Genomic DNA, 12,861 nt, shown 5'->3' on the forward strand with positions numbered 1-12,861 from the left:
CTTACTCCGACTTGCCGCGCAGGGCGGCAAGGGCTGCGAACGGGCTATCGGGATCGAAAGCCACCTTGCGCTCTTCGCGGGGCGGGCGGCGATCGCCACGATCGGGGCGCTCGTTCTTGTTGTCCGGACGCGGACGCTCTTCATTGCGCGGGCGCGTATTGGCCGGACGTGTATTCCCGGCGGGACGAGCCGAAGCCGCTTCGCCTTCGGGACGACGCGGGCCCTTGGGACGCGAGCGATCCGGACGGCCACGACCTTCGGTCTTGGCTTCGCCACCCTCGGCGCCTTCCGGGCGGCGATTGCCCTGCCGACGACCATTATGGTTGTTCTCGTTGTGACGACGGCCACCCGGGAACCAGATCTCGTCGAATTCCGGCTCGGCCGGCACCGTGGCTTCAGCGGCCTTGGTCTCATCGACCACACCTTCGGCGACAGCCGGAGCTTCCGCTTCAGCAGCAACCTCGGCAACAGCTTCGTCGACCGGCGCCTCCTCGGTCGGAGCATCGACCTCAGCAGATTTGTCAGCCAGAGCCGCCTCGAGCGCCGGCGCTTCAGCGCTGGCCTCGGCCGCCGGAGCGGCAACCTTGGGGGTACGGCGCACGCGATAGCCCAGGGACGACAGGATCGAAGCGAAATCTTCGCCCGAACAGCCAAGGAGGCTCGTCATCTCGACGGTGACGCGGAAACCATTGCCTTCGGCAGCGCCCGCCGGCGGCTCGCCCTGGAAACGGGTCGGATCGATGGCGATCAGCGGCCGAATGATATCGGCAAGACGTTCCAAGATATCGACGCGCACGGCACGCTTGCCGGCAACCTTGAAGCCGGCGATCTCATAGAGACGCGGGTCGACTTCGGGATCGACGAGGAAGGACGTGCGGCCCGAGAGCACGATATGCGGAATATCGGTGACGCCGGGCTGGCGGATGCCGCCATTGCGCAAGGCGAAGAGGATGAGGGCCAGTTCGCGCGGCGCCGGCTTCAAAGAAAGCGGAACATAGATGTGATAGGCACCGAACTTGATGCCAAGCTTGCGCATCTTGCCGCGCACGTCCTGGTCGAGATTCTTGACCTCATCGGAAACCTGTCCGCGGGGCAAAAGACCCAGATGTTCGAAGAGCTGGAAGGCGATACCGCGCGCCGCGCCCTCGACATCGGCCGGGGCTTCGAGCGCCATGACCTGTTCGAGCGTCGTGTTGACGTGATGGCGCAGCCAGAGTGCCAGACGATCCTGCACACGTTCGAGGTCGACACCGGTCAGCGATTCGTCGGCGAGGATGATGATGCGCGGCCGATAGAGGCTATCGCCTTCGGCAAGTTCGGCAACCACATCGCCGCGCCAGCGCAGACGACCATCGGTTGCAAGAACGAATTCCTCATTGGGCGCGCCGGCGAGGCGATCGGCGCGATTGCGGATCTCCGGCGCCACGACCTGGTCCGCTGCAGTGCGGGTGCCCTTGGCGTCTAGCTCTCCATCGGAGCGCGCCAGGGTGAAGCGGAAGCCTTCGAGCGTGCCGAGAAGGTGGCCTTCCAGCCTTACTTCGCCGCGCTCATTGATCTCGGGAGATACCATACGTTTGTCTTTCAGGTGGCGGAGCAGCACGCTGGTGCGCCGGTCGACGAATCTCTGGGTGAGACGCTCATGGAGGGCATCACTCAGGCGATCTTCAATCTCACGGGTCTTTTCGCGCCAATAGTGTGGGTCTGCAAGCCAGTTTTTGCGGTTGGCGACGAAGGTCCAGGTCCGGATCTGCTTGATCCGGTGACTGAGCGTTTCAATGTCACCTTCCGCATTGTCGCAAAAGCGAACCTGCTCGGCAATCCAATCAGTATTGACGGATACATTTTGCCTCAAATCCGAAAAGATCCGGGTGACGATCTCGCCATGCGCCGCCGGCGATATCCCCTGGTAGTCGGGAATCCCGCAGCATTCCCAGAGCAGTTTGACCGCTTCGTGGCCGCGGGCGAGTCCCGCAGCCTCATTTCGCGATAAAAATTCCAGCGCCAATTGGTCGGTCGCGATGGGCACCCGGGTCAGGGTCTTGTCTTCGGGAGACTTTTCAAGGCTTGAGCGCAGCCGGTCGATGGACGAGAAATCCAGCACGGAATTGCGCCATTGCAACACTTTGACCGGCTCGAAGTCGTGCGTTTCGAGTTGCACGACCAGTTCTTCGTCAAAACCTTCGGTGCCGCCGGTGACCCCAAAGCTGCCATTGCGCTTGTGCCGCCCGGCGCGGCCGGCGATCTGGCCGATCTCGGCGGGCGTCAGCGGCCGGCTCTGGCGGCCATCGAACTTGGTATCGTCGGCAAAGGCGACGTGATGAATATCGAGATTGAGCCCCATGCCGATGGCATCGGTGGCAACGAGAAAATCGACATCGCCATTCTGGTAAAGTTCCACCTGGGCGTTGCGCGTGCGCGGGCTGAGTGCGCCCATCACCACCGCGGCGCCACCCCGCTCGCGGCGGATCAATTCGGCAATGGCATAGACCTGCCGGGCCGAGAAGGCGACGATGGCGCTGCGGCTGGGCTGGCGCGAAATCTTCTTGGAACCGGCATAGGTCAGCTGTGAAAAGCGCGGCCGCTCGATGATTTCTGCGTGGGGCAGGAGCTTTCGGATGACATTGGCCATCGTCCCTGAGCCGAGCAGCAAGGTCTCATGGAAACCGCGCGCCTTGAGGATGCGATCGGTAAAGACGTGACCACGATCGAAGTCGGTCGCGGTCTGGATTTCGTCGACCGCGACGCAGTCGACATGGATATCCATCGGCATGGCTTCGACCGTCGCCACCCAGTAGCGCGGCTTTGGCGGCACGATGCGCTCTTCACCCGTTACCAAGGCAACGGCCTGTTCGCCGACGCGCTCGACCACTCGTGCATAGACTTCGCGCGCGAGAAGCCGCAGCGGCAGGCCGATCATCCCGGTGGGATGGGCCAGCATACGCTCGATGGCGTAATGGGTCTTGCCGGTATTGGTCGGCCCAAGGATGGCCTTGACCGACTGGGAGGAGAAAGAAGTCATCGCCCCTCTATTTAGGGTGCCGAACCTGCCATGGCGAGGGGCGAGAACATTTGTCCCACGAAAGCACGCCTTTTTGTGACACTGTTCGCTGCTTTTAAGATTTGGAACGGAGATAGAACGAACAGGGACAGAATCGGTTTCGACTCTGAATCCGGGTTTGTTCACGGCGATATCTAGTGGGCCAACAAGGGGAAAAGCCACTACCATCGTCACATCGGCGTCACGCTTGACCGAAGGGCGGCAAATCCCGTTCAGTTTCGTTAGAAAACCATGAAAATCGAGTGATTCCAGCTCCTTACGAACGAAAAATGAAAACGTCGTATCGGAAATTTTCTTTGCCGTTAGCACTTGAGCCCAGCTCCGCTGCGGCTCCCGGGCAAGATCTTCATACTTTTCCGTTTGACGTCCCAGCTTGGGTCGGCTGCTGACAGGGATCGTCAGCGGGCCGGGGATAGAACCACCTCCCAACACTTGTGAGGTTTTCCATGACCGTGTCCCCCACCCTGCCCGCACCGCTTCCCGAATATTTCGGCCGTACCGATGACACCAAGTTGCTGGACCTGTTTGCACCCGATGCCACCATCAAGGACGAGGGCAAGGTGCATCAGGGTGCGGCGGAGATTTCCGAATGGCTCGAAAGCGTCGAGGCCCGCTACCACCCGCGCTATCGCGTGATCGCTGCAGAACAGGACGGCGAGCGCGCAACTGTCACCTTCGTGGTGTCGGGCACCTTTCCGGGTAGCCCCGCCACCCTGCGCCAAAACTTCGTGCTGACCGGAAACCGTATCCAGCGCATTGAAACACTGTGACGTCCCAAAACCGGGCAGATTTTGCCCAGTTGAGACGCGAGCATTAACGTTTGGTCCAAAAGCAGAACGAACAGGGGCAGAATCAAGCTTTTCGGACAATGCCGGCTTTGTTCTCCACGATGGGTAGTGGGTCACACCGACCCGGAGCACAAGTCTGGCGCCTCCTCGGCGAAACCACTGGAAATCGTATTCATCTGCATAAACAATGACTTAAAAATGTGGGGCGACGCGACTTTCCTGCCGGCGTGTTACCGCAACAAAAAAGGGCGCCGCGGCGCCCTTAATTCCAAAAGCCCGCAATCCGGGGCCAGAAAAATGCAAAATTGAGAAAAAACCTTTTGACCGTGCCAACTTAGGACAGAGGTTCAAAACTCGGCTTTGGTCAGTACCATGGAGAGATCGCCCATCGAGGTGCCGAGCAGCACGCGATAGGGGATGAAATAGCCGCTATCACCGAGGGGCATGTACCAAATCAGGATACGGCTCTCGTCGGCGAGGTAATTGGTGATCTCATTGTTCTGATAGTGCCCGGAGATCGGTTCATAGGCGACCGAACAGAGCACCACCGGCCCCTGATAGCCCGTGCGCGGCGAAGTGGCATTGTCATCGCTGACGAAGCTCATATCGAGATTGAAACGCTCGACCCCGGTAAAGACCCGCATGCGCCGATCGCAAAGGCTCTTGTCCAGCGCCCTTCCCTTGAGCACGAAGGACGACACGAAATCCGCCACCCCGGTGAGGTGGCTGCGCTCGAGCGGCACGCGGTCATAGTCGCTGACCGGCGGATCGACCTTGAAGGACGAGACATTTTGTCCGGCAAAGCCGACATCGACCTTGAAAGTCTGGCCGCTGGCGCGTGTTTCCAGCGCAAAGCTTTCCGAACGCAGCGTCCCGCCCGAGGATTTGCCCTTGGCGGTGACATTGGCCGTACCGCTCGCCACCACCGCACCGAGCCCGGCGACATTAGCCTTGACGCCCAGCGTATAGGAACTGCCATCGTCATCGAGGTCGATATGCATCATGGCGACATTGATGCCGCCAAGGGTCAGCACATAGCTGGCCGTTGCATCGACCGGCGCAGCCTGCGCTTGGGAAAGGCCTAGAAGAAGGGCGGAGGCAGCAAGGCTGGTTCGGATCAAGATAGTGTCTCGTCTCGTGCGGCATGGGCCCCAAGAGGGCGCGTTCGCGAATCACCGATGAAAGACCAAGGTGCCGCCGAGATGTGGTACTGGCAAGGCGCTCGCAGGTGTTTGAGGCCCGTGCGGCTTGACGGGACCGCCCCTTTTCTCTAAGACGCCCGCAGATTTCATCACAATCGAGGCCCGTAGCGGGATTTCCCGCCACGCAGGACCTTTACACAAATAGGATATCTACTATGGCACGTCGCTGCGAACTCACCGGTAAGGGTGTTCTGGTGGGCAACACCGTTTCCCACGCTCTCAACCGTCACCGTCGTCGTTTTCTCCCGAACCTGATCAACGTGACCCTGATCTCCGACGCCCTGCAGCGTCCGATCAAGCTGCGCATTTCTGCTGCAGCTCTGCGTTCGGTCGAGCACCGCGGTGGCCTCGATGCATTCCTGATCAAGCAGGATGATGCCGATCTGTCCCCGGTCGCCCTGGGCATCAAGAAGGAAGTGCGCGCCGCCCTCGCCGGCTAATCGCGCTTCTGCTAGAATTTGAGCCGCGCGTGCCCCCGGGCCGCGCGGCTTTTGCTTTTTATATAAGTCTCATTCCCGCACCGGTCTTCTGCCGGCTCGTGGCTAAAAGAGGTGCATTCTGATGCTTTCTCGTTTCCTGGCGGCCGTAGCCGCCATGGTCGTAGTCGTTGCTGCGTCCAATATCCTGGTGCTCTATCCCTTTCAGGTCCAGCTCGGCTCGGTCAATCTCGCCGACCTCCTGACCTGGGGCGCCTTCACCTTCCCCTTCGCCTTCCTCATCACCGATCTCACCAATCGCTATGATGGCCCGCGCAACGCGCGCCGCGTCGTGCTGGTCGGTTTTCTGGTCGGCCTAGCGGTGTCCTTCTATCTGAGCTTCCATCCCCTGCCCTGGAATGCCGGCGGCACGCCTGCCACGACGCAGCGCATCGCGCTCGCTTCGGCCGCAGCCTTCGTCACCGGCCAGTTGCTCGATATCAGCATCTTCTCGCGCCTCCGCGCCGCCCGGGCCTGGTTCCTGCCGCCGCTGGTCGCCTCGCTCTTTGGCTCCATGATCGACACGGCAATCTTCTTTACCGTCGCCTTCGCGCCTGTGCTTGCCGGTATCGACGCGCTTTTCGGCCTCGAGGATGGTTCTCTGGCCTTCCCGGCGCCCTTCCTCGGCATTGGCCCCGAAGTCCCGCTCTGGACCTCTCTGGCTGCCGGTGATTTCCTCGTAAAATTCCTGGCCGCGCTGGTGCTGCTGGCGCCCTATCGCGCCCTCATGGGCAAGCTCAAGCCGCTGCCGCCGCTCGGCAACCGCACGCTCGCCTAGCAGGTAACGCGAATCTCGGCAAAGCCGGTGGTGGCCTCGTCACCGCCGGAGGTGACCGCGATCATGCAGGCCGTGCCCGGCAAAGGCACGGTACTGCCAGAGGGCACAGTGGTGCCGTCGGTCAGCGAAATATAGCCATTGTTGACATTCATCACTTCGATGGTCGTCTCGGTGCCGCAGACGGGATAGGAGTCCCCGGCGGCAACGAGCAGGCGCATGCCTGAGGGCAAGCAATCGCCATCGCTCTCGGTGGACGCCGTGGGACCCGACGCAGATGGTGCTGCTGTCGGCACTGCCTCGGCGGCCGCAGCCACGCCGCGCCAATTCTGTTCGAGGATGGCAAGGCGATTTTCGAGCGCCGACAGGGCCGCAGCTTCGGGCGCCTGCGCCGCGACCGGGGCCGGCGTCGTCTGCGCTCCACGCTGGACATAGAGATCAAGGCTGAGGCGCAACTGGGCGATTTCGGTTGAAACCCGCAGCATTTCCCGGCGCATATCGGTATAGATCCAGGCGCTGGCTGCAAGGGAGGCAAGCCCGATCACCGCGGCGCAAATGCCGAAGATCAGGTTCTTCTTCAACCGACGCCGGGGCCGCCTGACCCTGGCAAGGGCCGGAGAGTCAATATCGCCCACGAGCACGTCGGGGGCCTCCCCGGCATTGCCAGTTTCCGGCGATGTCTTCTCGCTCGGCTTGTCGTCCACGCCGCTCGCTCCTCGTCACATTGGCGTGACGGGGGTCACACCAAACTGGGGCCGAACTAAGGACCAAATCTATTGCGCAGGCGTTGCAGCGACTTCGGTCGTCGGCTGCGGATTGCCCGTAATCATATTGCCAATGCCCGAAAAGAACCCGGACACCGCCTCGCTTCTTTCCTTGAGCGCCGCTTCATTGGCCGCCTGACGTTGGACGCCTGCCGCCACATTGGCGAGAGCGCTGGCATCGGCAACCTTGCGGGCTTCAACCTCGGCATTCTGGTAGGTCGCCGGGCACGGCCCGATGGGATTGAGCCCCGATGCCGTCGGATTGAAGATATAGCGCTGCTCGCACACGTCCCATGCCGGCGGGGTCTTGGTCAGGTCGAAATAGTCGTAGCCTTCCTTGATGTTCCGCCAGAACGCGAGGTGCTGGTTCGAGGCGTTCTGGGTCAGGCTGGCCGTGGTCATGCGGAACGGGAAAATCTGCACCTGGAAGCTCGGATTGCCGCCCTTGAACGTTTCACGGGCAAGGGCATAGATCTCGGCAATGCCGGCATCGGTCATGGCATAACAGCCGACCGACTTGCAGTCGCCATGCACCATCAGGTTCGAACCCGAGCGGCCATTGGCGCGGTCGAACTTGTTCGGGAAGCCGGTATTGAAGGCGAGATAGTAGTTCGACTTCGGATTCATCAGGCCGGGCGTGATCGTATAGAACCCTTCCGGGCTCTGATAATCGCCTTCCTTGAATTTCGGGCCCAGATCGCCGGAATAGGAGCAGATCTCGTAGGTCTTGAGTATCTTGTACTGGCCCGAGCTCGTGCGCTTCCACACTTCGAGCTGCTCTTCCTTCTTGAAGATGCGTACAACCATGGCTTCGCCCGGCGAAGAGCCCATGTCGTGAAGCGCCTTCACCATGGCCGGGGCCAGAGGGATATTGTGCCGGTTGTCGCCACCCCCGACGAAATTGGAGCAGGCGGCGAGCCCGAAGCCCAGCCACACGATGATGATGAACGCTGCGATGCGATGAAAGAGATTGGCAGTCACGAACAGGGCCCGAAAAATCCGCCCAGAGGGGCATGGTTAGCGCAGCATGACTAGGCTGGGTGAAGGAAGCCTTATCACGCCGCCCGGTCAGGCGGAAAGCTCCCCACTTTCACGCAATAGTGTGGATGCTGGCCGCGCATTTTGACCCGATGACAGGACTGCTCAAACCCGCTAGAAAGCCTGCAGTGGCCGGAAGGCGGCCCGCAGCTCGCGCCTGGTTCAGGCATGGCAAATACCTTCTTCTTGCGACATGCGCTTTCCCTTTCCTTTTGGGCGACGCCGTCGGCAATGCGAGCGCTGACTTGACGTTTCGCCCATGTGGAGACGGAACCATGCGCGATTTTCGCGATGCAAAGGCCATGGCCAAGGCCCTGAAACTGGCCATCGAACAGGACGGCACCGAGATTACCCATACAAGGGCGCTCGAGATCGTCGCCCGCCAGTTCGATTTCCCAAGCTGGAACGTGCTTTCCAGCAAGATCGAGAAAGCCGAAGAGACGCCCGCCATTGCCTTCGAACAGGCCGTGCCGATCGTGCGCATCTTCGACCTCGCCAAAACCCAGGAATTCTACTTCGACTTTTTGGGCTTCTCGCTCGATTGGGAACACCGCTATGGCGAGAATTTCCCGGTCTATATGCAGGTTTCCCGCGCCGGACTGCGGTTGCATCTTTCCGAGCATGCCGGAGACGCCACACCCGCCGGCAATATGTGCGTCTATATGAAAGGCATTCGCGCCTTTCATGCCGAGCTGATCGGGAAGAACTATCGTTACATGAAGCCGGGGCTCGAAAAGAGCGACGACCGGCTAGAAGTGACCGTCACCGATCCCTTCAACAACCACATTCGCTTCATGGAAATCGTGGGGTACTAGCCCCAGGAGAAGCGTCCACCGTCATGGCCAAAACCATGACGGTAGACGAATGCGTTAGGTGCTGGCCGCCTTGGCATTGGCCTTGGCCACCAGCTCATCGGGGATATCGTCGAAGCTGGCATAGTTCATGTTGTAGAGGCGCGAGTAGAGCCCGCCCAGCTCCATGAGCTGGTCATGATTGCCCTCTTCGATCTTCTCGCCGCTCTGCAGCACGATGATCCGGTCGGCACCACGAATGGTGGCGAGACGGTGGGCGATGACGAGGCCGGTGCGTCCCTTGAGCAGGATTTCGAGCGCCTTCTGGATCTGCCGCTCGGTATAGCTGTCGATATTGGCCGTCGCCTCGTCGAGCACCAGGATTTTCGCGTCGGCAACCAGCGCGCGGGCAAAGCTCAGGAGTTGGCGCTGGCCCAGCGACAGGTTGGACCCACGCTGCTCGAGGCGGCTGTCATAGCCACCCGGCAGACGCTCGATGAACTCATGCGCACCCACAGCCTTGGCCGCCGCAATAACATCTTCACGGGTCGCCGAAGCCTTGTTGTACTTGATGTTTTCAAACACCGTGCCAGTGAAGAGGAACGGCTCCTGCAGCACCATGGCGACCTGTTCGCCCAACGACTCCTGGGTGACATTGCGCACGTCGTGCCCACCAACCAGCACCGCGCCGCCCTGCACTTCATAGAAACGATGAACGAGCGCCATGGCACTGGTCTTGCCCGAGCCGGTCGGGCCGACAAGCGCTACGGTTTCTCCGGGATTCACCCGGAAGGAGACGTTCTTGAGCACCGGCCGATTGGGGTCATAGCCAAAGACCACATCGTGGAAGGCCACCGAGCCGTCCATATCGCCAGTCAGCGTCAGCGCATCAGGCTTGTCGGTAATGGTCACCGGCAAGTCCAGCACTTCGGTGATGCGACGCCCCGAAGTCATGGCGCGCTGCATGATCGAATACTGCATGGTCAGCGAGCGGATCGGGTCGAAGAAGCGCTGGATATAGAACAGGAACGCCACGATGACGCCGACCTGCAAAGTGCCATTGAGCACCAGCGAGCCACCGACCAGCACCACGGTCGCCATGGCGATACCGGTGAGGCTGTCGACGATGGGAACCATCACCTGCGCATATTTCGAGCCGGTGAGCTGGGTTTCGAGGTTGTGATAAGCCTTGTCATCATAGAGGTCGAAATTGACCTGCTGGCGCTCGAGGTTCTGCACCGTGCGCACGCCATTGATGCCTTCGGCCATGGCGCCATTGGTCAGTGAGTTCGTCTCATGCGCTGCCCAGAAGGCGCGCTTGGCCGGTGGCAGCCAGAAGATGCGGACGATGAACAGCACCGGCATGGTGACGAGCGTCAGCAGCCCCAGCCAGGGATCAAGCGTCAGCAAAACCGCGACAATGCCGAACAGCAACACGATGTCGCCGACGGAAATGACCGAGGTCTCCAGAAATTCCTGCATGGAATTGACGTCACCCTGCAAGCGGCTCATCAGGCGACCGACTTCGGTCTTGTCCATGAAACTCAGGGACACGCGCTGAAGCTGCGCAAACATGGCGCGGCGCATGTCGAAGAGCACATTTTCCGCGACCTGCCCCACCTGCGTTTCCTGCACATAGGACGCGCCGAAATTGAACAGCACGGCCACCGCAAAAGCCACCACGGCCCAGATCAGGTTGGTGGCATCGCCTCCCGGCACCAGCGCCCCGTCAATGGCCCAGCCGATGATCAGCGGAATGGCAAGCTGGGTCACGGTGAACACCAGCACCGCCGCCACCGACAGGTAGATCTTCACGCGATACGGCTTCACGAAAGCCCAGATACGCCGCACGGTTTTCGGGTCATAGGCCTTGCCAAAGACCTCTTCCTCGATGCGATGGCTGCCTACGGAAGCGCGCGGCGGCCGTTGGCCCGGAAAACTTGCGACGTCCCGTTCGTCGTCCTCGACCACGCTCATTGGGCGGCCCTTTCTACGTCGATATCCTCGGTCGGTCGCGTCTGGAGGTCATAGAGCGCGCTATAGCGCCCACCCTGAGCCAGCAGCTCGGCATGGCTGCCGCGCTCGACGATCTCGCCGTCTTCGAGGAACAGAATAGTGTCGGCATGCATCAGCGATGACAGGCGATGCGCGATGATGATGGTCACGCGATCGCTGGCATAGGCGCGGATGGCCGAGCGGATGCGATGCTCGGTGCCGGCATCAATGGCGGCGGTCGAGTCGTCGAAGACCATTACCGCCGGGCGCAGTACGAGGCTACGGGCAATCGCAAGGCGTTGCCGCTGGCCGCCCGAAAGCGACACGCCGCGTTCACCAACCACCGTGTCATAGTCGGTCGGCAGGCCCATGATGTAATTATGGAGCTGGGCGCTTTCTGCCGCCTTCTCGATCTTGGTTTCCTTGGCCCAAGGATCGCCATAGGCGATGTTGTTTTCGATCGTGGTGGTGAAGAGGAACGAGTCCTGCTGCACCACGCCGACCTGCCGACGCAGGGATTCGAGCGTCACATCGCGCACGTCCTGCCCGTCAATGGTCACGCGGCCCGAGGTGACGTCGTAAAAGCGCGGGATGAGATGAGCGACGGTCGACTTGCCGCTACCCGGCGCACCGACAATACCGATGGTCTCGCCGGCCCGACCTTCGAAGGTAATCCCCTTGAGCGTCGGATGGGTGGCGCCGGGATAGGTGAAGTGCACGTTCTCGAAGCGCAAGGTGCCTTCGCCAAGCTGCAGCGGCACGGCACCGGGCTTGTCCTCGATCTCGATGGCCTGATCGATGAAGGCATAGAAGCGCTGGCCACAGGTATCGGCGCGGGCGAAGGAGTTGACCATCAGGCCGAGCTGACGCACCGGCATCTGCAGGATGGTCATGAAGGTCAGGAAGCTCGCGAGCGTACCGACGCTCATCTCCCCGCCGATGACCTTGTTGCCGCCAACCCAGAGCACAAGGCCCATCGCCGCGAAGAAGGAGAAGGTCATCATCGAGGTGTTCTTGACGCGGATGAGCACACGCTCATGCGCCAGTTCCAGCGCCGATTTCGACGACCGATCGAATTTGTCGAGTTCGAATTTCTGGCCCGAGAAGGCGCGCACCACGCGGATGCCGCCGAGATTCTCTTCCATGACGCGGGTCATGATCGAAAGCCGCTCCTGCAACACGACCCAGGTGGCACGCAGCATCAACTGCGCCACCGAAGAGCGCCAGGCAACGAACGGCACGAAGCTCAACGCCAGGAGGCCAAGCACCACATCTGTGCTCAGCAGCATATAGGCGCCCACCCCGATCAACACCGTGAGCAGGATCGTGCGCACGAAGCCGGTCGAAAAGAACATACGTACGCCGTCGAGATCGAGCAGGCCCAGGGTGATCAGGTCACCCGAATGCACGCGGTCATGGTAGGAATAGGAGAGTTTTTGCACCTTGTCGTAGAAGGCGAGGCGCAGCTCATAGCCGACATGGTGGCCGACCGATTCCGAATAGTAGTTCTGGACGAGGGTGAACAGGCCACGCGCCACCGAGACGAGGAGCAGCGTTACCGCGCTCCAGAGCAATGCCTGCTGGGCCCCCTCTGCCGCCGTGCTCAGCACATTTTGTGCCTGATCCACCGCATGGCCGAGCAGGCGCGGAATCATCAATTGCAACACCGAGGCGATGATCGTTGCACCAATGGCTAGGCTCGCCTGCCAATAATGCCGCAGGGAGAAGAAGGTGATGCGCAACAACGGGCTTCGGCCTTTGCCGGCATATACGGCGGCCAAGTGAGCCCGAGCATCGCCGCGTGAACGTTCGCGGCCAGCCTTGAGGGTAGGCAAGGGATTATCCAGACATCAAAAAGTGGGGCCCGAACGGGGAGGCGGGGATCCGTCGACCGAGGATCGGGCAAATCAATGCCTGCCTATAAAAGTCGCATTGCGCGTACCATTCAAGGTGCAAATTGCGCAAAATTTGCAA

Annotated in this window: 10 protein-coding genes; 4 read left to right on the top strand and 6 right to left on the bottom strand. The window is 61.0% G+C overall.

Translation table 11 applies throughout. The features are described from left to right. Position 1: 1 nt before the first annotated feature. Positions 2 to 3,019: a helicase-related protein gene (locus J7557_RS18855; RefSeq protein ID WP_291421572.1), complete on the bottom strand. Its 3,018-nt coding sequence runs from the start codon at positions 3,017 to 3,019 to the stop codon at positions 2 to 4. Between the two features lie 485 nt (positions 3,020 to 3,504). Here J7557_RS18855 and J7557_RS18860 point away from each other — a divergent pair, with 485 nt between their 5' ends. Next, positions 3,505 to 3,828, top strand: a complete 324-nt coding sequence (locus J7557_RS18860; RefSeq protein ID WP_291421573.1) for a nuclear transport factor 2 family protein — start codon at positions 3,505 to 3,507, stop codon at positions 3,826 to 3,828. A gap of 365 nt (positions 3,829 to 4,193) precedes the next feature. On the opposite strand, the gene J7557_RS18865 is transcribed toward J7557_RS18860, so the two are convergent. Continuing rightward, the gene (locus J7557_RS18865; RefSeq protein ID WP_291421574.1) at positions 4,194 to 4,967 is read right to left on the bottom strand and encodes a DUF3108 domain-containing protein; all 774 of its coding nucleotides are present in this window, start codon (positions 4,965 to 4,967) and stop codon (positions 4,194 to 4,196) included. Positions 4,968 to 5,203: 236 nt separating this feature from the next. On the opposite strand from J7557_RS18865, the gene rpmB reads away from it, so the two are divergent. Together rpmB and J7557_RS18875 are read left to right on the top strand one after the other, a co-directional pair. Continuing rightward, positions 5,204 to 5,488 (top strand): 50S ribosomal protein L28, encoded by a 285-nt coding sequence (gene rpmB / locus J7557_RS18870; RefSeq protein ID WP_291421575.1) that lies wholly within the window; start codon positions 5,204 to 5,206, stop codon positions 5,486 to 5,488. 121 nt (positions 5,489 to 5,609) lie between these two features. After that, positions 5,610 to 6,302 (top strand): queuosine precursor transporter, encoded by a 693-nt coding sequence (locus tag J7557_RS18875; RefSeq protein WP_291421576.1) that lies wholly within the window; start codon positions 5,610 to 5,612, stop codon positions 6,300 to 6,302. On the opposite strand, the gene J7557_RS18880 is transcribed toward J7557_RS18875, so the two are convergent. Together J7557_RS18880 and J7557_RS21520 are read right to left on the bottom strand one after the other, a co-directional pair. Next, the gene (locus J7557_RS18880) at positions 6,299 to 7,003 is read right to left on the bottom strand and encodes a hypothetical protein (RefSeq protein WP_291421577.1); all 705 of its coding nucleotides are present in this window, start codon (positions 7,001 to 7,003) and stop codon (positions 6,299 to 6,301) included. The two genes, J7557_RS18875 and J7557_RS18880, sit on opposite strands and share 4 nt — an antisense overlap. 69 nt (positions 7,004 to 7,072) lie before the next feature. Continuing rightward, positions 7,073 to 8,044 (bottom strand): L,D-transpeptidase family protein, encoded by a 972-nt coding sequence (locus J7557_RS21520; RefSeq protein WP_367272913.1) that lies wholly within the window; start codon positions 8,042 to 8,044, stop codon positions 7,073 to 7,075. Between the two features lie 332 nt (positions 8,045 to 8,376). On the opposite strand from J7557_RS21520, the gene J7557_RS18890 reads away from it, so the two are divergent. Next, positions 8,377 to 8,916 carry a glyoxalase superfamily protein gene (locus tag J7557_RS18890; RefSeq protein WP_291421578.1) on the top strand — a complete coding sequence of 180 codons (540 nt, stop codon included), beginning with the start codon at positions 8,377 to 8,379 and terminating at the stop codon, positions 8,914 to 8,916. 54 nt (positions 8,917 to 8,970) lie between these two features. Here the strand turns inward: J7557_RS18890 and J7557_RS18895 are convergent, their stop codons facing one another. Next, positions 8,971 to 10,869, bottom strand: a complete 1,899-nt coding sequence (locus J7557_RS18895; RefSeq protein WP_291421579.1) for an ABC transporter ATP-binding protein — start codon at positions 10,867 to 10,869, stop codon at positions 8,971 to 8,973. Next, positions 10,866 to 12,668, bottom strand: coding sequence for an ABC transporter ATP-binding protein (locus tag J7557_RS18900; protein WP_291421580.1), 1,803 nt, complete (start codon positions 12,666 to 12,668; stop codon positions 10,866 to 10,868). The genes J7557_RS18895 and J7557_RS18900 overlap by 4 nt, the downstream gene beginning before the upstream one ends. Between the last annotated feature and the right edge of the window lie 193 nt (positions 12,669 to 12,861).

The sequence above is a fragment of the Devosia sp. genome, from assembly GCF_017744655.1.
In the GTDB taxonomy this organism is placed as follows: Bacteria; Pseudomonadota; Alphaproteobacteria; order Rhizobiales; family Devosiaceae; genus Devosia.